At 71.1% G+C, this 17,999-nt stretch carries 22 protein-coding genes; 12 read left to right on the forward strand and 10 right to left on the reverse strand.

Annotation, left to right across the window (positions count from 1 at the left end; genetic code table 11):
- Positions 1 to 31: 31 nt before the first annotated feature.
- The 4 genes from EFA46_RS12130 (at position 32) to EFA46_RS12145 (ending at position 3,395) form a co-directional block, all read left to right on the forward strand.
- Entirely contained in the window at positions 32 to 568 is a 537-nt protein-coding gene (locus tag EFA46_RS12130) for a plastocyanin/azurin family copper-binding protein (protein WP_123077810.1), read from the forward strand.
- Between the two features lie 71 nt (positions 569 to 639).
- Positions 640 to 1,566, forward strand: a complete 927-nt coding sequence (locus tag EFA46_RS12135) for a D-2-hydroxyacid dehydrogenase (RefSeq protein WP_123077812.1) — start codon at positions 640 to 642, stop codon at positions 1,564 to 1,566.
- A 60-nt stretch (positions 1,567 to 1,626) separates the two neighbouring features.
- A complete protein-coding gene (locus EFA46_RS12140; RefSeq protein WP_123078430.1) occupies positions 1,627 to 2,598 on the forward strand; it encodes a Gfo/Idh/MocA family protein in 972 nt (323 codons plus the stop codon).
- On the forward strand, positions 2,595 to 3,395 hold the full coding sequence (locus EFA46_RS12145; protein WP_255494102.1) for a hydroxypyruvate isomerase family protein: 801 nt from the start codon (positions 2,595 to 2,597) through the stop codon (positions 3,393 to 3,395). Before EFA46_RS12140 ends, EFA46_RS12145 begins: the two co-directional genes overlap by 4 nt.
- A 35-nt stretch (positions 3,396 to 3,430) precedes the next feature.
- Here the strand turns inward: EFA46_RS12145 and EFA46_RS12150 are convergent, their stop codons facing one another.
- The 5 genes from EFA46_RS12150 to EFA46_RS12170 form a co-directional block, all read right to left on the reverse strand.
- Entirely contained in the window at positions 3,431 to 4,603 is a 1,173-nt protein-coding gene (locus EFA46_RS12150) for a mandelate racemase family protein (protein WP_123077814.1), read from the reverse strand.
- Positions 4,604 to 4,777: 174 nt separating this feature from the next.
- Complete coding sequence (locus tag EFA46_RS12155) at positions 4,778 to 5,737, reverse strand: alpha/beta hydrolase (protein ID WP_123077816.1); 960 nt, start codon at positions 5,735 to 5,737, stop codon at positions 4,778 to 4,780.
- A gap of 46 nt (positions 5,738 to 5,783) precedes the next feature.
- Positions 5,784 to 6,443, reverse strand: coding sequence for an HAD family hydrolase (locus EFA46_RS12160; protein ID WP_123077818.1), 660 nt, complete (start codon positions 6,441 to 6,443; stop codon positions 5,784 to 5,786).
- A 59-nt stretch (positions 6,444 to 6,502) separates the two neighbouring features.
- Positions 6,503 to 7,501, reverse strand: a complete 999-nt coding sequence (locus EFA46_RS12165) for a zinc-binding dehydrogenase (protein ID WP_123077820.1) — start codon at positions 7,499 to 7,501, stop codon at positions 6,503 to 6,505.
- A 122-nt stretch (positions 7,502 to 7,623) separates the two neighbouring features.
- Entirely contained in the window at positions 7,624 to 8,253 is a 630-nt protein-coding gene (locus tag EFA46_RS12170; RefSeq protein WP_123077822.1) for a bifunctional 2-polyprenyl-6-hydroxyphenol methylase/3-demethylubiquinol 3-O-methyltransferase UbiG, read from the reverse strand.
- Between the two features lie 172 nt (positions 8,254 to 8,425).
- Here EFA46_RS12170 and EFA46_RS12175 point away from each other — a divergent pair, with 172 nt between their 5' ends.
- On the forward strand, positions 8,426 to 9,889 hold the full coding sequence (locus EFA46_RS12175) for a PAS domain S-box protein (protein WP_176969886.1): 1,464 nt from the start codon (positions 8,426 to 8,428) through the stop codon (positions 9,887 to 9,889).
- Positions 9,890 to 9,932: 43 nt separating this feature from the next.
- A complete protein-coding gene (locus EFA46_RS12180; protein WP_123077828.1) occupies positions 9,933 to 10,796 on the forward strand; it encodes a universal stress protein in 864 nt (287 codons plus the stop codon).
- On the opposite strand, the gene EFA46_RS12185 is transcribed toward EFA46_RS12180, so the two are convergent.
- Complete coding sequence (locus EFA46_RS12185; RefSeq protein WP_123077830.1) at positions 10,793 to 11,074, reverse strand: hypothetical protein; 282 nt, start codon at positions 11,072 to 11,074, stop codon at positions 10,793 to 10,795. The genes EFA46_RS12180 and EFA46_RS12185 overlap by 4 nt on opposite strands.
- Positions 11,075 to 11,165: 91 nt before the next feature.
- Here EFA46_RS12185 and EFA46_RS12190 point away from each other — a divergent pair, with 91 nt between their 5' ends.
- Together EFA46_RS12190 and EFA46_RS12195 are read left to right on the forward strand one after the other, a co-directional pair.
- The gene (locus EFA46_RS12190; RefSeq protein WP_123077832.1) at positions 11,166 to 11,822 is read left to right on the forward strand and encodes a PH domain-containing protein; all 657 of its coding nucleotides are present in this window, start codon (positions 11,166 to 11,168) and stop codon (positions 11,820 to 11,822) included.
- Complete coding sequence (locus tag EFA46_RS12195) at positions 11,819 to 12,406, forward strand: PH domain-containing protein (protein WP_123077834.1); 588 nt, start codon at positions 11,819 to 11,821, stop codon at positions 12,404 to 12,406. The genes EFA46_RS12190 and EFA46_RS12195 overlap by 4 nt, the downstream gene beginning before the upstream one ends.
- Before the next feature lie 4 nt (positions 12,407 to 12,410).
- Here the strand turns inward: EFA46_RS12195 and EFA46_RS12200 are convergent, their stop codons facing one another.
- On the reverse strand, positions 12,411 to 13,163 hold the full coding sequence (locus EFA46_RS12200; RefSeq protein ID WP_123077836.1) for a proteasome assembly chaperone family protein: 753 nt from the start codon (positions 13,161 to 13,163) through the stop codon (positions 12,411 to 12,413).
- A 95-nt stretch (positions 13,164 to 13,258) separates the two neighbouring features.
- Between EFA46_RS12200 and EFA46_RS12205 the strand changes: the two genes are divergently transcribed.
- From EFA46_RS12205 to EFA46_RS12220, 4 genes are all read left to right on the forward strand, one after another.
- Complete coding sequence (locus EFA46_RS12205) at positions 13,259 to 13,669, forward strand: universal stress protein (protein ID WP_123077838.1); 411 nt, start codon at positions 13,259 to 13,261, stop codon at positions 13,667 to 13,669.
- A gap of 65 nt (positions 13,670 to 13,734) precedes the next feature.
- Positions 13,735 to 14,580, forward strand: a complete 846-nt coding sequence (locus tag EFA46_RS12210; protein ID WP_123077840.1) for a universal stress protein — start codon at positions 13,735 to 13,737, stop codon at positions 14,578 to 14,580.
- 67 nt (positions 14,581 to 14,647) lie between these two features.
- Positions 14,648 to 15,211: a DUF420 domain-containing protein gene (locus tag EFA46_RS12215; protein ID WP_123077842.1), complete on the forward strand. Its 564-nt coding sequence runs from the start codon at positions 14,648 to 14,650 to the stop codon at positions 15,209 to 15,211.
- 46 nt (positions 15,212 to 15,257) lie between these two features.
- Positions 15,258 to 15,587: a thioredoxin family protein gene (locus EFA46_RS12220; protein ID WP_123077844.1), complete on the forward strand. Its 330-nt coding sequence runs from the start codon at positions 15,258 to 15,260 to the stop codon at positions 15,585 to 15,587.
- Positions 15,588 to 15,777: 190 nt separating this feature from the next.
- Here EFA46_RS12220 and EFA46_RS12225 read toward each other — a convergent pair whose 3' ends face one another.
- The 3 genes from EFA46_RS12225 to EFA46_RS12235 form a co-directional block, all read right to left on the reverse strand.
- A complete protein-coding gene (locus EFA46_RS12225; protein ID WP_123077846.1) occupies positions 15,778 to 16,743 on the reverse strand; it encodes an aldo/keto reductase in 966 nt (321 codons plus the stop codon).
- A 114-nt stretch (positions 16,744 to 16,857) separates the two neighbouring features.
- Positions 16,858 to 17,274, reverse strand: a complete 417-nt coding sequence (locus EFA46_RS12230) for a heme-binding protein (RefSeq protein WP_123077848.1) — start codon at positions 17,272 to 17,274, stop codon at positions 16,858 to 16,860.
- A 131-nt stretch (positions 17,275 to 17,405) separates the two neighbouring features.
- Complete coding sequence (locus EFA46_RS12235; protein WP_123077850.1) at positions 17,406 to 17,663, reverse strand: hypothetical protein; 258 nt, start codon at positions 17,661 to 17,663, stop codon at positions 17,406 to 17,408.
- Positions 17,664 to 17,999: the final 336 nt, after the last annotated feature.

Genomic DNA, 17,999 nt, shown 5'->3' on the forward strand with positions numbered 1-17,999 from the left:
TACTTGTCCGGCGTCACCCCAAGGGTCGTGCATGAATCGGCGCGCGTTCCTCGCGGGCGGCGCGGCGACGCTGGGCACGGCCGTCGCCGGCTGTCTCGGCCGGGGGTCGGCGGACGCCTACGACGTCGCGATGGTCTCGGACGGCTTCGTCCCGCAGTCGACCGTCGCGGTGCCCGACGACGCCCCGAGTTGGGTGCCCCGCGACGTCCCGACGCTCGAGGTGTCGGTCGGCGACGAGGTCGTCTGGGAGAACACGGGCGCGCGCAATCACACGGTGACGGCGGCGACGCAGCGCCACGGCGAGGTCGAGGCCCTCCTCGGCATCCCCGACGACGGCGGGCACTCCCACCCGTCGTTCCTCCCGGAGGGCGCCTCCTTTTTCTCCTCGGGCGACTTCGCGAACGAGGTCGCGGCGACGCGCTCGTTCATCGAGGAGGCGAACGGCGGGGGCGCCATCGCGCCCGGCGAGCGCTACGCGCACACCTTCGAGGTGCCGGGGTGGTACCACTACTTCTGCATCCCGCACCTCCCGGCAGGGATGATGGGGAACGTCCGCGTCCGGGAGTAGGCGCCGCGAGTCGGCGGAGTCACTACCGGTACCGTCGTGCTTTATTGGGCGGGCGGAGGTAGCACGACGCGATGACCGACGTCGTCGTCCTCCGACAGAAGATCCACGGCCTCGACCCGGCGGACTACGCCGCCGAGATACGCGACGTCCTCCCGGACGCGGACGTCGAGTTCGCACGGACGCCCGCCGAGGAGCGCGAACTCCTCATGGAGGCGAGCGTCGCGACCGGCTTCCAGATCGACCCCGCCCTCGTCGAAAAATCCGACACCCTCGAGGCGTTCGTCTGTACGTTCGCCGGGACGGGGCACCTGCCGCTGGAGGCCTTGGAGGACGCGGGCGTCGCCGTCGCGAACGCCTCCGGCGTGCACGGGCCGAACATCGCCGAGCAGGTGCTCGGCTACGTGCTCGCGGACGTCCGGAACCTCCAGCGGGCGTGGGAGCAGACCGAGCGCGCCGAGTGGAATCACTTCCAGGGCGGCGAACTCCGGCGCTCGACCGCCACCGTCGTCGGCATGGGCCCCATCGGCGAGGAGATCGTCGCCCGCTTCCGGGACTTCGGCGTCGAAACCATCGGCGTCCGCTACACCCCCGAAAAGGGCGGGAACGCCGACGAAGTCGTCGGCTTCGACGACGAGGCGCTCTTCGACGCGTTCGGCCGCTCGGACTACCTGGTGCTCGCGTGTCCGCTCACCGACACCACCGAAGGTCTCGTCGGCGAGGAGGCCTTCCTCACCATGCCGACCGACGCGATGCTCGTCAACGTCGCCCGCGGCCCCGTCGTCGACACCGACGCCCTCGTCGCCGCGCTCAGGGGCAACGACATCCGGAGCGCCGCCCTCGACGTCACCGACCCCGAACCACTCCCCGCCGACCACCCACTCTGGGGCCTCTCCAACTGTCTCGTCACCCCTCATAACGCCGGCCACACCCCACACTACTGGAAGCGCTGTGCCGACATCCTCGCGGAGACCGTCGCGGACGTCGGGCTCACGTTCTGAGCGGGGCGCGCGTTTTCCGCCACCCGTAGCTACAACACACCACACCCTGTGTGGTCGATGATGACAGTTGACGTCGCGTTCGTCGGCGCGGGCGGCATCGCGAGCAAGCACCTCAAGCACCTCACGGGGACCGACCGGGCGAACGTCGTCGCGGTCTGCGACATCGACGAGTCGGCGGCCGACGAGTGGGCGGCGACCCACGACGCCGACGCCTACTACGACTGGGAGGCGCTCTTCGACGTGGGCGGCTTCGAGGCGGTGTTCGTCTGCGTGCCGCCGTTCGCCCACGAGGGCCAGGAACTGCGCGCCATCGAGGAGGGCGTCCACCTCTTCGTGGAGAAGCCGCTCGCGCTCGGCCGCGAGTACGCCCGCGAGGTCGAGACCGCCCTCCGGGACGCGGACGTCATCACGCAGGTCGGCCACCACTTCCGCTACCTCGAGTGCGTCGAGCACGCGCGCGACCTCGTCGCCGACCGGACGCTCGCCACCGTCTACGGCCAGTGGGTCGGCGGCGTCCCGGGGACCGAAGGCCACTGGTGGCGGCGTCGCGAGCGCTCGGGCGGGCAGGTCGTCGAGCAGTCCACGCACGTCTTCGACCTCGTGCGGTATTTCGGCGGGGACGTCGCGCGCGTCGCCGCCGAGGGCGACCTGCGGGTGCGCGAGGACGCCCTCGACTTCCCGGACGCCGTCGCGGCGACGCTCCACCACGAGGACGGCCTTCCGAGTCAGGTGACGACGTCGTCGGCCTCGCCGTCGGGCGACGTCGGCGTGACGCTCGTCGGCGACGGCGTCCACCTCGACCTGCGCGTCCACGAGAACGTCTGCGAGGGCGTCGTCGACGGCGAGGACGTCCGCTTCGAGGGCGAGAACGACGGCCACCACACGGAGGTGGGCGCGTTCGTCGACGCCGTCGCGGCGGGCGACGCCTCGCTGTGTCGCTCGCCCTACACGGACGCGATGGGGACGTTCGCGACGACGCTCGCCGTCACCGAGGCGGTCGACGCTGACGGGAAACTGGAGGTCGAGCGGTGAGCTTCGACGTCGGCGTCACGGTGCCGATGGTCTACGACTGTGGCCTCCGCGAGGGCATCGAGCGCGCGGCGGCGGCGGGCGCGGACGCCGTCGAGTTCTTCGACTGGGAGGCCGCCGACATCGACGCCGTCCGGGAGACCGCCGAGGCGAGCGGCGTCGCAGTGAGCGGCGTCCTCGCGGCGGGCGCGGGCGCGAACATCGACAGCACCGAACGCCCCGCACTCAGCTATCCCGAGGACCGCGAACGGGCGGTCGCGGACCTCGAACGCTCCGTCGAGACCGCCGCCGACCTCGGCGCGTCCGCGGTCATCACGACGGTCGGCCAGCGCGTCGACACGCTCTCGGCGGCCGCCCAGCAGAACGCCGTCGTGCGCGTCCTCCGCGAGGTGGCGCCCACTGCGGAGGCACACGACGTGACGGTGGTGCTCGAGCCGCTGAACGCGCGCGTCGACCACCCCGGCTATTTCGTGCGAACGAGCGACCGTGGCTTCGAGATCGTCGCGGCCGTCGATTCGCCGAACGTGAAACTCCTCTACGACGTCTACCACCAGCAGATAACGGAGGGGAACGTCACACAAACACTGACGGAGCACGGCGACCTCGTCGGCCACGTCCACGTCGCGGACGTGCCGGGGCGCCACGAGCCCGGGACGGGCGAACTCGACTACGCACACGTCCTCGGCGCGCTCGATGAGGCGGGCTACGACGGCGTCGTCTCCGGCGAGTTCGCGCCGTCGGGCGACCCGGACGCGGCCGTCGAGTCGTTCGTCGCGCTCGCGGACGCCGTCCGGGAGTGAGGCGCGAGCGGGCCGCGAGCAGAGCGCGAGCCGCGTTACTCGTAGGTGTGGACGCTCCCAGTGGTGTTGGCCTCGATGTAGTCCCAGTCGTAGGTGACGCCGAGGCCGGGGCCGTCCGGAATCTCGATCATGCCCTCGGAGTCGATGGAGTCGAGCTGGTCGTCGTACTCCTCGTAGACCGGCGGCGTCGTGTTCGCGGCCTCCGGGTGGACGAGCGCCATCTCGTAGTAGTTCGTGTTGCGCGTCGCGGCGATGCACTGGCGCTGGGCGGGCCCGGGCGCGTGGAACTCGACGTCGATACCGAAGCCCTCGGCGACGTTCGCGACCTTCATCGCGCCCGTGATGCCGCCGTCGTACTCGGGGTCCGCGCGGAGGAAGTCCGTGGACTCGCTCGCCGCGAAGTCGGACTTGATCTCCAGGCCGCGGATGTGCTCGGTCTGGAGGATGGGCGTGTCGAGCTTCTGCCGGAGCTTCCGGTGGGCGTGCTGGCTGATGCCCGCGTCGCGGAACGGGTCCTCGTACCAGTAGAAGCCCGCGTCGTCGAGCGCGCGCCCGAGCTTGAGGGCGTCCGCGAACGTCTCGAGTTCGCAGGCGGGGTCGTGCATGAGGTCCATGCGGTCGCCGACGGCGTCCCCGACGGCGCGCACGGCGTCGATCTCTCGCTGGAGGTCGCGGGCGTGGTCGCCGCCGCCCCAGCCGTGGATCTTGAAGCCCTCGTAGCCCATGTCCGCACACTCCTCGGCGAACTCGGCGAACGCTTCGGGGGAGTCGAGGCCGCCGTTCTCGTCGCCGTGATAGGTCGAGGCGTAGGCGGGCACCTTCGTCCGGTACGTCCCGAGGAGCTCGTGGATCGGCGCGTCGTAGTACTTCCCGGCGAAGTCCCAGAGCGCGATGTCCATCGGGCCGATGCCCATGCGGTCGTACTTGCGGAGCGCGCGCTTCAGCTCCGACCAGTGCTTCTCGCGCTCGAGCGGGTTCTTCCCGACGAGGTAGTTCGCGACGAGGTTGTACTGAGCGGCGCCCGGCGAGTTCCCGCCGACGTACTCGCCCGTGATGCCCTCGTCCGTGTGGACCTTCACCGCGAACAGTTTGCGCTCCGTGCTCTCGCCGGGCTCGTAGACGAGGTTGAAGCCGTGCTCGTCCGTCCCGACGTCGTCGAGCGTGTAGGAGAACTCCGTGCTCTCGATCTTCGTGATTTCCGGTGCCATATCCGCCGACTCAAGACCCGACGGCATAAGCGTTGGTCACCGAGAGGCGTCGGACGGTGCGCTCGCCGCGACCCGAGCGCGGTTCGACAGTCGTTTCACGGCACCGTATCGGCGCTCGCGTCGCCGCGTTCCCCGACATCGCCCGGTGCGCCGACCCGGCGCGCGAGTCGCGCGCTAGGGCAGGTCGGCGGCGACGCGCTCGACGGCCTCGCGGGCGCGCCCGATTCGCTCGAGGTCGGTCGCGAAGCCGTGGATCATGTCCTCGTACTCGACGAACGCCGTGTCGACGCCGGCCTCGACGAGTCGCGCGGCGTACGCGCGCCCGCCGTCGCGAAGCGGGTCGAAGCCGGCGGTGAGCACCGTCGTGGGTGCGACGCCGGAGAGGTCGTCGGCGTGAATCGGGTCCGCGTAAGGGTGGCGTCGGGTGGCGTCGTCGCCGTAGTAGCAGTCGCCGAACCACTCGAGGTCCTCGCGCGTGAGGACGAGGCCGTCGTACGCCTCGACGGACGCCTGCCGCTCCGCGACGCCGACGCTCGGATAGAGGAGGGCTTGGTGGTCGATATCGGGGACGGCGTCCGCCGCGACGGTGACGCCGTCGCGCTCGACACCGGCGGCGCGCTCGGCGGCGACGAGGGCGACGGCGGCGGCGAGCGTCCCGCCCGCGCTGTCGCCGACGACCGAGAGGTCGCCCGTCGAGCGAAGCGTGTCGGGGTTATCGGCCGCCCACGCGGTCGCGGCGTAGGCGTCCTCGACGGCCGCCGGGAACGGGTGTTCGGGCGCGAGGCGGTAGTCGACGGAGAGGACGACGCTGTCGCTCGCGTTCGCGAGCGTGCGACAGAGCGCGTCGTGCGACGCGATGCTCCCGAAGACGAAGCCGCCGCCGTGGAGGTAGACGACGGTCGGATACGGCCCCTCGCCCTCCGGGCGGTAGGCGCGCACGGGGACGCGGCCGCCGGGGCCGGGCACCGTCAGGTCCGTGGTCGCCGCGACTTCGGGTCCGCCGTCGCCGATGCGACTCGTGAGGCGTTCGAGGAGGCGCACTCGGTGTCGGCCCTGCTCGTGGACCGGCGTCAGTCCGAGCGAGCGCCGGCGCTCGAGGACGGCGCGCGCGTCCGGGTGGATGCCCTCGTCCATGCGCGGCGCTACGACCGGCCGTCGAAAAGGCGTGTCGGGACGCGGGTTAGGGCGCGCAGATGTCGTGGAGGTCCTCGAGCGAGTCGATGTCCCACGTCGGCCAGACGTTCAGCTCCCAGCGGTCGCGGTGCGGGCGGCGGATGAACGCCGAGTCGATGCCGGCGTTCTCGGCGGCCTCGATGTCGGACTCGTTGTCGCCGACGAAGAGCGCCGAGTCAGCGTCGAGGTCCGCGAGCGCGCGCTCGACGTAGTGGGGGTTCGGCTTCCGGCGGTCGAGACTCTCGATGGTCTCCTCGCGGCCGTACGCGGTGTCGACGAACGCGTCGAGCCCGAAGTGCTCGACGAGGAAGTCGACGGTCTCCTGCTGGTTCGAGCTGACGACGCCGAGGTCGGCGTCGAGGTCGGCGAGCGTGTCGATGTCCTCGTAGGGCGTCTTGCGGCCCTCGCGGGCTTCGACGCGCTGGGCCGCCGACAGCGTGCGGTCGCGCGTCCGCCAGAAGGTCTCGGGGTCGAGGTCGTAGACGGTGCAGACGTCGTCGACGCGCTCGGGGGTGGCGCCGACGGCCATGTCCTCGACGTGCTCGGTGTCCGGGTCGGTCACGCCGAACTGCGCGAACGTCTCCGCGGTGGCGTCGCGGAGGACGTCGAAGCGCGTCCGACCGACGAGGACACCGTCGTTGTCGAAGACGACGGTATCGTAAGTCATGGTCCCGATTGGGGAGCCACGGGCATAAGCGCCCGGTCACGGGCGCGACGTCGCGCCGTCTATTCGTTGACGAGGAGGAGCTTCCCGACGAAGTCGCCGGACTCGGCGCGGCGGTGGGCGTCCGCGACGTCGGCGAACGCGAAGCGCTCGTCGATGACGGGTTCGACGGCGCCGTCGTCGACGAGGGCGGCGATGTCGGCGAGTTCCGCGCCGATGCGCTCCTGGCGCTCGCCGAGGAGGACGGGGAGGATGACGAGGACGACGCCGAGTTCGAGCGAGTTCGCGTGCATCGCGGCGAGGTCCTGCGTGGAGGAGGACTCGGTGGTGACGACGCTCCCGAAGGGCCGCACGGCCTCGAAGGCGGTCTGGAGGTGGTCGTCGCCGATGGGGTCGAAGACGGTGTCGAAGCCCGCCCCGTCGGTGTGATCGGCGACGTAGTCCGCGACGTCGGTGGTCGTGTAGTCGACGGTGGCGTCCGCGCCGAGTTCGGCGGCGAGGTCGCGCTTCGCCTCGGTGGAGCCGGTGGCGGTGACGTCCGCGCCGAACCAGTCGGCGAGCTGGACGCCGATGTGGCCGACGCCGCCGCTCGCGCCGTAGACGAGGACGTCCTCACCGATGTCGACGGTGGTCTTGTCGGCGAGCATCTCGTAGGCGGTGAGCGCGACGACGGGGAGCGCGGCGGCGTCCTCGAGCGGGATGGAATCGGGGGCGTGCGCGAACGTCCCGGCGTGGCCGACGGCGTAGTCGGCGAGCGCGCCCTGCCGGCCGGCGCCGCCCGGCATGCCGTACACCTCGTCGCCTTCCTCGAAGCGCTCGACGTCGTCGCCGACGGCGTCGACGACGCCCGCGACGTCACAGCCGAGCGTCGCGGGGAGCGGCGGCGTGAAGTCCGGGATGGCCCCCTGTCGGATCTTGTAGTCGACGGGGTTGACGCTGGAGGCCGCGACCTCCACGCGAACCTCGTCCGGTGCGGGGTCGGGGACGTCGACGCGTCGCTCGGTGAAGACGTCCGGGTCACCGTACTCCTCGACGACGTATGCGGTCATCTCCGAAGGCATGCGTACACGTCGGGTCGCCGACGGGGTATAAACAGGGTTTCCGGCGAGACGGTATGCGAGCGTAATCGTCCCGGTCGGCTCGTCCAGCTAGGTCAGCCAGTATTACTGGACAGTATGTTTGATCAGACTTTTCGGAAGGTCCGAATGGTGTCGCGCTTCGTCGGCTCGCGCATGAGCTGCGCGAGGCCGAACTCGGAGAAGACGTCCTTCCAGTTGCGGTGATAGAGCGGGAACTCGTCGTTCACGAAGCTCACGTCGGTGTCCTCGCGGCCGCGCGTCGGGCCGTTCCCCTCGTTCTCCGCCGTCACGAGCAGGTCCGAGGTGACGCGCGCGACGTCCTCGAACACCCACGCGTCCTCCGGCGGGACGTGCTGGAGCGTCTCCACCGTGTAGACGACGTCGAACGCGCCGTCCGCGACGTCCGGGAGGTACTCCTCGAGCGCGGCGACGTGGAACGTCCCCGTCTCATGGAGGCGCGGGAACTCCTCGGCCATCACCTCGAAGGACTCGTCGTTCAGGTCGATGCCGGTGAGGTTCTCGAACCCCTGCCGGCGGAGGTGCTCGAGGTGGCGCCCCGAACTACAGCCGAGTTCGAGGATATCGGCGTCCTCGGTGACGTAGTGCGAGAGCACCTCGGCGAGCGTCTCGCTCACCTCGTTCGGACCGAGGTGCGCGTAGTAGCGCGGCGAGAACTCCCCCTCGCGCTCGGCCCAGTCGCGGCGAACCTCCTCGGGGTCCGGGTCTGCGTCCATACTCGAGGGTGGGCGTCGCACACTAAATGCCTCGCGGAGTCACCGTCACGCCGCTCACCGCCTCCGCGCGCGCCGGTTCGACGCGGGAAAAAACACCGAGGAGACATATACCCGGAGAGACTACGGGACGTCCAGAGCAGAGAATCATGAACGACCGAACGGCTCGGGAACGGTGAGCACGCTTCGGTGGCGGCCCGACGCGGGCATCGCGCTCGCACTCCTCGGAAGCCTCCTGTTCACCGCGACCATCGCACTGACCCTCCACTCCGGTACCGACCCCGTCAGCGCCCTCCACGCCGCCTACGTCGGAACGGCCGCGCTCTTCGTCGCCGCCGCCGGCGCGTTGACCGTGCGTCGCGAGTGGACGCCGAGCGAGCAGCGCCGCGTCCTCAGCTGGACGCTCCTCGGCGCGGGGTTCCTCGCCACCCTCACCCTCCTCAGTCTCCTCGGGCGACTCACCACCGGCCCGGTGACGAACCCCCGTTTCTTCGTCCTCCAGTTCACCGTCTTCGGCTGCCTCGGCGGGACCGTCGTCGGCGGCTATCACGCGCTGATGCACCGCGAGATGGCGCGCGCGGCCTCACACCGCGAGCGCTTCGAGACCGTGGTTCAGAACGTCCCGCTCCCCGTCGTCGTCGTCGAGGGCGACGACACCGTCTCGCTGTGGAACGCCGCCGCCGAGGAGACGTTCGGCTACACCCCCGAGGAGGTGCTCGGCGAACCCGTGCCGATGGTGCCGCCCGCGCGCGAGTCGGAGCGCGAGGAGTTCCTCGCCCGCCTCGACGCCGGCCGGCGCGTCGAGGGCGCGCGCACCCAGCGCCGCCACCGGGACGGCACCCTCCTCGACGTCGAACTGTGGGCGTCGCCGATGACGCACCCGGACGGGGAGGGCGCCGCCGTCTTCGTCCTGCGCGACCTCACGCGCGCGCTCATCCTCGAACAGGAGCACGCCGTCCTCGAGCGCGTCCTCCGGCACAACCTCCGCAACGAGCTGACCGTCATCCAGGGGTACGCGCGCGAGGTGGAGGCCGACGACGACGGGGAGGCGCGCGCGCTCGGCGCGATCCGCGACGCCGCCGACCGCCTCCACTCGCTCTCCGAGCACGTCGACCGGCTGCGCCACCTCGACGACACCGTCGCGTCGCGCGACGTCACCGCGATCACCGCGGAGGTCGTCGAGGAGGCGCGCACCCGCCATCCCGAGGCGTCGATCAGCGTCGACGCGCCCGAGACCGCGTGGGCGCAGACCGTCCCCGCGATTCGCGACGCGATAACCGAAGCCGTCGAGAACGCCGTCGTCCACGCGGACGACGGGGAGCCGACGGTCGCGGTCGACGTCACGTGCGACGCGGAGTCGGACAGCGTGGAGATCTCGGTGGCGGACGCCGGCCCCGGGATACCGGACGCGGAATGGGACCCCATCGTCGCCGGCGACGAGGCGCCGCTCCGGCACGGCTCCGGCCTCGGCCTCTGGGTGATGCAGTGGGCGTGTGCGCGCTCCGGCGGCGAACTCTCGAAGTCCGAGCGCGACCCCCGAGGGACGGTCGTCACGCTCACGCTCCCGCGAACGATGGGGGCGGCGACGTCGCTGAGCTCGGACCGCGCGGCCGCCATCGCGGCGCGCTTCGTGCGCTAGGCGGGGGAAACACCTTACACGCGGTCGGCCGTATCGGCGCCGTATGTACGACGACGTACTCCTCCCGGTCGACGGCAGCGATGGCGCGAGCGCCGTCCTCCATCACGCGGCCGAACTCGCACAGTGGGCGGACGCCACCGTTCGCGTGCTCCACGTCGCGGACACGACGCGGGACAGCGTCACCACGGTCGGGCGCTCCGTCGTGGACGCGCTCGTCAGGGAGGGCGAAGGGATCGTCGAGGAGGCCGCCGACACCCTCGGGACGCTCGGCGTCGAGGCCGACACCGTGGTCGTGCAGGGCGGGCCGGCCGAGACCGTCGTCGAGTACGCCGCCGAGGAGGGCTTCGACCTCGTGGTGATGCCGACGCACGGCCGCACCGGCCTCGCGCGCCACCTCCTCGGGAGCGTCACCGAGAAAGTGGTGCGTCTCTCCGAGGTGCCCGTGCTCACCGCGCGGATGCCCGACGGCGAGCGCCTCGCGTTCCCCTACGAGCGCGTCCTGCTCCCGACGGACGGGAGCGAGCGGGCGGCGCGCGCCGCCGAGCACGGCCTCGCGCTCGCGGAGGCGTTCGACGCCACCGTCCACGTGCTCTCGGCAATCGACGACTACTCGCTCGGCATCGACGTGCGCTCGGCGGCCGTGAGCGGCGAGCTGGAGGCCGCCGCGCAGGACGCCGTCGACGACGTGGTCGGGATGGCCGAGGAGCGCGGCCTCGACGCGGTCGGACACGTCATCCACGACGCGCCGGCGGACGCCATCCGGGAGGCCGTCGCCGAGGAGGACGTCCACGCGGTCGTGATGGGGACGACGGGGCGACGCGGCGTCGCGCGCGTCCTCCTCGGGAGCGTCACCGAGCAGACCGTCCGCACCTCGCCGGTCCCCGTCGTCACGGTCCGCGACGACTAAGTCGCGTCGTAGACGCCCGCGAGGTCGGTCTCGCGCGCGGTGACGGCGAGCGAGTCGCCCTCCTCGGGCGTGGAGTCGAGGACGACCGTGACGGCGTCGATGGTGCCGCCGGTGAGGAAGGTGCGGAGGCGCTGGCGGAGCGACGGGTCGCCGCCGCGTCGACAGACCGCGACGGTGTGGCCCGCCGCGAGGGCGGCGAGTTCGGGGTCGAGGTCGTGGTCGTCGAGGTCCGCTGGTGGGACGACGTGGAGGACGGTCCCGCGAATCGTCTCGGGCATACGGACGCGTTAGCGCCGGGCGGGTTTCCACTCGTCGGACTCGACGCCGCGTCGGGCGAAGTTTCTTGTCGGCGTCCGGGGAACGACGTGTATGGCCGAGCACGGTACCCTCGACCCCGAAACGCTCGACTGGTTGACGCTCGACGCCGACGAGTCCGTCGTCTGGGCGGGCAAGCCCCACGAGAGCAGTCTGATACCGGCGCTCGTCGTCGGCGTCCCGCTCTCGCTCGTCCTCGTCGGCCTGCTCGTCATCGCGGGCGCCTACCTCAACCGCGAGAACACCCAGTACGTCGTCACCACGGACGCGCTCTACCGGAAGTCGGGCGTGCTCTCGCGCGACGTCCAGCGCATCGACTTCGGGAAGGTGCAGAACACCTCGTACAGCCAGGGGTTCTTCGGGTCGCGCTTCGGCTACGGGACCGTCGACGTCTCGACGGCGGGCGGCTCCGGCGTCGAGATGCGGTTCCAGTCGGTGCCGGACCCGCGTGCGGTCCAGGAGCGCATCAACGAGCGCGTGAAGGCCGCGCGCGGCGAGCGGGCGGGCGAGGACGAGGAGACGGCGGCGGACGTCCTCGACGACGTCCGCGACGAACTCCGCGCGATCCGCCGGGCGCTCGAAGCGCGCGATGGGGACGTGAGCGACGGCGAGCACGAGGGTGACACGAGCGGTGGCGACGCCGACGTGAGCGAGGCAGATGGGGACGGGATGGCGCCCACGAGCGCCGACGCCGACGGGACGGAGCGATGACGGACGCGGGGGAGGCATCACGCGACGGCGTCGATGCGGCGGTGCCGCTCGCGGCCGACGAGACGGTGGCGTGGACGGCGCGCCCGCGACTCACGCGAATCCTCCCGGCCGTGCTCGTGGGATGCGTGCTCGCCGTCGCCGGCGTCGTCGGCTGGCTGGTCGAGACGCCGCTCGCGCTCGCACTCGTCCCCGTCGGGGCGGCGATAGCGGCGTGGCGCTACCTCGTCAACCGGCACACGCAGTACGTCGTGAGCGACGACGCGCTCTACGTGAAGACGGGCGTTCTCTCGCGCTCGGTCACGCAGGCCGCGCTCGAAACCGTCCAGAACAGCGCGTACACGCAGTCGTTCACGGGGTCGCTCTTCGACTACGGGAGCGTGGCGTTCGAGCTCGCGGGCGGCGGCGACCTCGTCTTCCGGGGCGTTCCGAACCCCGGCGAGGTGCGCGCGCTCGTCGACCGCGCCACGCAGAGCGACGGCATCGCCGGCGAGTCCGGGTCGCGAGACGCGATTCCGGGTACCGTCGAGCAGTGGCGGGCGATCCGCGAGGAAACCCGGGGGATCCGGCGGGCGCTCGACGACTGAGTGCTCACATGTAGGTGGTGTCGTCGTAGCCGTAGCCGGAGAGCGGTTCCTCCTCGGCCGCGCTCGCGGTCCGGTTCGCCAGTTGCGCGTAGTAGCTCCGGAGCTGTTCGCTGAGTTCCTCGAGTTCGGACGCGTCGACGTCGACGCCGTAGACCGATTGGAGCGCGTCGATGAGCATCAGCGCCGCGTCGACGTCGGGGCCGGGCGGGTGCGCGGGCGTGACGTAGACGCCGACGTCGGGCGCCCGGTCCTCGAGGCTGCGCGTGACGAGCTCGCCGACGACGCCGTCGAGGAACCCGCCCGGTAGCGGCCGGAAGACGCCCTCGGGGAGGCGGTTCGCCCGGTACTCGTCGGTGGCGACGTGGAAGACCGCGTGCTCGTCGGGGCCGTGCTGGAACGGGACGCCGTGGAGGACCGCGACCTCCGCGATGCCGTTCGCCTCCGCCCACGCGAGGAGCGCGTCCGCGTAGGAGCGCGCGGCCGCCCCGGGGACGAAGAGCTCGCCGACAAGGACGCTGATGTCGGCGTTCGCGAGCGTGTAGAGGCGGCTGTGATGGCGCGGCGTGCCGTCCTGGACGGGTGCGATGGCCGGGATGTCGGCCGAGGAGACGTGGCCGGCCTCGGTGCTCTCGAGGTGGCGGACGAGGTAGTCGGCGGCCGTCACGCCCGCGAACCCGGGCTGTGACTGGCCGACGACGAGCGTCGAGCCGGTCTCGGCGTCGGCGGCGGTCACGTCGAAGGAGAGGTCTGCCGTCATACGTCGCAGTCGTCGGCGCCCGGCACCGTAACTCTATCCCGACGCAGCGGTCGCCGCCGAACCGCTAAAGGGCCGACCGTTCGAACGGGCGGTGTATGGGAACCATCTTCGTCGCGTACGGGGAGCCGGAGCGACGGACGGCGGTACTGGAGTTCGCGGCGCGACAGGCGTCCGCGAGCGGGCACGACCTCTACGTCTATCACGTGCAGGAGGGCGAGGAGGAGGACGCGGCGGCGCTCCGCACGGAGGCCGAAGAGGTCCTCGCACGCGTCGCGCCCGGCGTCACGGCCGACGTCGCCGTCGAGGAGCGCGAGTCCTTCTCCGACGACACGAACGTCTCGCCCCAGAAACGCCTCACGGACGCCGTCCTCGAATCCGGGCGCGAGTACGAGTACGTCGTCATGGGCGCCGTCGAACGCACCGCCGTCGAGGGCGTCACCCACGCGAGCATGACGAAGGCCGTCCTCGAGACGCGCGCCGTCCCCGTCCTGCTCGTCCCGGTGTAGGCGTCGTTCCCGCCGCGTGAGAGCCGGGGCATGGACTGACGTACCACGGGCGCGTCGTCTCACCCATGTACTCGCGACTGCTCTGCCCGACGGACGGAAGCGACGTCTCGGCGACCGCCATCGAGTCGGCCGTCGAGCTCGCAGCACAACTCGGCGCCGACGTCACCGTCCGCCACGTGCGGACCGGCGACGACGGCGGCCTCGACGGGGCGGCGCTCGTCCCGGAAGGGGTTGCTGCGCGCGCCGACGACCTCGGCGTCGCCCTCGAGAGCGCGGTCGTGGACGCCGACGGCCCCGTGCACGAGGCGATCCTGCGTCACGCCGAGGAGGCGGGCGCCGACTGCGTCGTCATGGGGACGCACGGCCGAACCGGCCTCGAGCGCCTCAGACTCGGGAGCGTCACCGAGCGGACGCTCCGCGAATCCACGCTTCCGGTCCTCACCGTTCGCGGCGACACCGCGCTGGACCCGGACGTCGAGAGGGTGCTGGTGCCGACGGACGGGAGCGGTTACGCGGAGGCCGCCGCGCGCGACGCCATCACCCTCGCCGGCGAGACGTCGTCGGCGCTCCACGTCGTCCACGCCGTCGACCCGGGGACGTTCGCCGCCGAGCTCTCGACGAGCACCCTCGAAGCCTTCGAGAACGCGGGCAAGGAGGCCGTCGCCGCCATCGCCGACGCCGCCGAATCGGACGGCGTTCGGGACGTCGAAACCGCCGTCCTCACCGGGTCGCCGGTGACCACCATCGTCGAGTACGCCAGCGAGCACGACGTCGACTGCATCGTGATGGGGACGCACGGCCGGACCGGCGTCTCACGGGTCCTCCTCGGGAGCGTCGCCGCGCGCGTCGTCCGCCTCGCCGACGTGCCCGTCCTCGTCGTCCCGTCGCCGGAGGGCGTCGAGGAGGAATGAGGACGGCGGGTCGCGACGGAAGCGTTGATTGTCGAGGCGCCAGAAGCACCGGGTACGACCATCCGCGATGTCAGACCACCCACTCGCCGACCACGTCCCCGCCGCGACCGCCGTCCTGAGCGCCGTCTCGCTCGCGCTCGTCTTCGGCGCCGTCCTCGGCGCGCTCCCGTCCGCGCTCCTCCCCGTCGCACCGGACTGGGTGCTCGCCCTGATTCCGACGCTGAACGCCGCGATCTGCGCGGTCGCGTTCGTCGTCGTCGCGGTCGGCTGGCGCGCCATCCGCCGCGGTGACGTCCACCGCCACCGGCGCGCGATGCTCGCCGGCCTCGGCCTCTTCGCGCTCTTCCTCGTCGGCTACCTCTACCGCGTCAGCCTGCGCGGCCCGACGCCGTTCACCGGCCCGGCGGTCGTCGAGCAGTACGTCTACCTGCCCGTGCTCGCCGTCCACGTCTTCCTCGCCATCGTCTGCATCCCCCTGCTCTACTACGTCGTCCTGCTCGCGCTCACCCGGCCGGTCGCGGACCTCCCGCGCACGAACCACCCGCGCGTCGGGCGCGTCGCCGCGTCGCTCTGGCTCGTCTCCTTCGGCCTCGGCGTCGTCGTCTACGTCCTCCTCCACGTCGCGTGGTAGCGACCCACGGAACGGGTTGATGGCCGTGCAGCGCGTACGCAAGACCATGCAGAAGACAGCGCCCGTCGTCCGCCTCGACGACACCGACGCCCTCGACGACCTCCTCGACCGCGAAGACCGCGTCCTCCTCGACCTCTACACGTCCGGCTGCACGCTCTGCAACGCCATCGAGCCCGTTCTCGGGAACGTCGCCCGCGCCCGCGACGACGTCACCGTCGCCATGGCGAACGCCGGCGACGACCTCGACTTCGTCGAGCGCTACGACGTCCGTAGCGTCCCCACGCTCGTCCTCATCGAGGACGGCGACGTCGTCGCGACGCTCGCCGAGGGGTTCCAGGGCGGCCACGCCATCGAGGAGTTCCTCGACGAGAACTAGAGCCTCTCCGGTCCGCACTCGTCGCGGTTCCGCACACCGCTCGCAACGATTTACTCGCGTATCGGTCGCTCCGCTCCCTCCCGCTCGTTTGTTCGCGGTTCCGAACACAGTGAGGAACCGCGTTCACTCGCGCCTCACTCCGTCCAGCGCTCGCTTTTTCGTCGTTCTTCGCTGACGCTCAGAACGACGGTTACTCGTGCCCGAAGACCTCCATCGGCTCGTAGGGCTCCTCGAGGTACGCCATCTCGGAGTCCGAGAGGTCGACGTCGGTGGCCTCGACGGCCTGTTCGAGGTGCTCGACGCTCGACGTGCCGACAATGGGTGCGTCCACCCAGTCCTTGTGGAGGAGCCACGCGAGACTGACCTGCGCCATCGTCAGCCCCTTCTCAGCCGCCAGTTCCTCGACGCGCTCGTTGATCTCCTCGCCACCACCCTCGAGGTAGGGGACGCCGTACTCGGCCTCGTGCTCGCCGCGGGTCGTCGCCGTCGACTCCTCGTGGGGGCGCGTGAGGAAGCCCGCGCCGAGCGGACTCCACGGGATGACGCCGATATCCTCCTTCTCACACAGCGGGAGCATCTCGCGCTCCTCCTCGCGATAGCCGAGGTTGTAGCAGTTCTGCATCGTCGCGAAGCGCTCGAGGCCGAGTGCGTCGCTGGTGTGGAGGGCGTCGGCGAACTGGTGGGCCCACATCGACGACGCGCCGACGTAGCGCACCTGTCCACGGCGGACGGCGTCGTCGAGGGCCTTCAGCGTCTCCTCGATGGGTGTGTCGTAGTCCCAGCGGTGAATCTGGTAGAGATCGATGGTGTCCATGCCGAGCCTGTCGAGGGAGTTCTCTAACTCCTGCTCGATGGCCTTCCGGGAGAGGCCCTGCTTGTTCGGGTCCTCGCCCATCTCGCCGAACACCTTCGTCGCCACCACCTGCTCGTCGCGCTCGTAGTCGGCGAGGACGGTTCCGAGAATCTCCTCGGACTCGCCGGTCGAGTAGACGTTCGCCGTGTCGAAGAAGTTGATCCCCAGGTCGATGGCCCGCTCGATTATCTCCCGCGACTCCGCCTCGTCGAGCATCCAGTCGTCGCCGCTCCCGAAGCTCATACAGCCCAGACAGAGCTCGCTCACCGTCGTGCCCGTGTTCCCGAGCGTCGTGTACTCCATGGTGTGTGGTGTCCCGACGCAGGAGCAAGTAGGTTCGCGTCGCGGAACCCCGTTCGGGCCGTCGATGTCGAGTCGGCAGCACCGATGGCCGCCGCTCGCGGCGCGCGGGCCGCCCTAACGCAGGTCCTCGAAGGCGTCGACGGCGGCTTCGGCGACGGCCATGTCCTGTGGGACCTCGCCGCCGCTGACGCCGACGGTACCGACGATGTCGCCGTCCGCTTCGAGGGGATAGCCGCCGCCGAAGACGACGAGGCGGTTCTCGTCGGTCGTCTGGAGCCCCCACAGCGACTCGCCCGGCTGCGTGGGGTCAGCGAGTTCGTGGGTGGGCATCTGGAGCGCCGCCGCCGTGTACGCCTTGTTCCGCGAAATCGAAACGCTCGCCAGCCACGCCCCGTCCATCCGGTGTTGGGCCACCAGGTTCCCCGCCGGGTTCGCCACCGTCACCACCATCGCCAACCCCATCTCTTCGGCCGCTTCCTCCGCCGCCTCTATCACGTCCCTCGCCTCCTCGAGTGTAATCGTCTCCGTCATAGCGTGTACTCGTCCGGCACTACCACCCCCGAGTCCTTATACCCCAGTGACAGAAGCGGCGGGCGAGAGCGGTCGGCGACCGAACGGTGGGGGACGCGAGTCGTGACGGCGGGCGCGAACGGGGCTGTGGACTACCCCTCGGCCGGGAGGGCGGCCAGCCACCCGTCCGTCGGGAGGGCGTCGCGCTCCGGGTCGGGCACGAGGCGCTCCTCCGCCGTCGCGACGGCCTCGTGCTTCCGGAGCGCGCGCGTGCTCTCGTCGAGGCGGTGCTCGGCGAGGTGCTCGTCGGCGGCGTCCAGGAGCGTCGGACGCTCGAGCGTGTCGAGGTCCTCGTCGAACGCGCGCATCGAGTCACACACCGGGCACGACAGCAGGACGACGCGAGGCATACCGCGACGTGGACCGCCCACTCCAAGAACCCATCTAGGAGGGGTATTGTGGCCTCGATAGTCGTCCGGAGGCCGCCCTGTGGCGACCGCGACGGCGCCACGCTCGCGGCCCGCACGTGCCGTATCGCGCCGTCGCGTGAGCGCCGCGTCCGAGCGCGGGCGGGACGCGTGGGTGAGACTCTCAAGACGGAACCCTGAAGCTCTTAAGCCCCGGCCTCGTTTAGTCGCGTATCCGAAAGACGTGCGGTCCGCGGCACTGACGCTCGGCGCGGACGCACAGCCATGTTCGACTGCGGCGGTCGGGTGGGCTGTGCGTCGACGCCGGTCGCACGCGTC

The sequence above is a fragment of the Halarchaeum sp. CBA1220 genome, assembly GCF_003721175.2.
GTDB classification, from domain to species: domain Archaea; phylum Halobacteriota; class Halobacteria; order Halobacteriales; family Halobacteriaceae; genus Halarchaeum; species Halarchaeum grantii.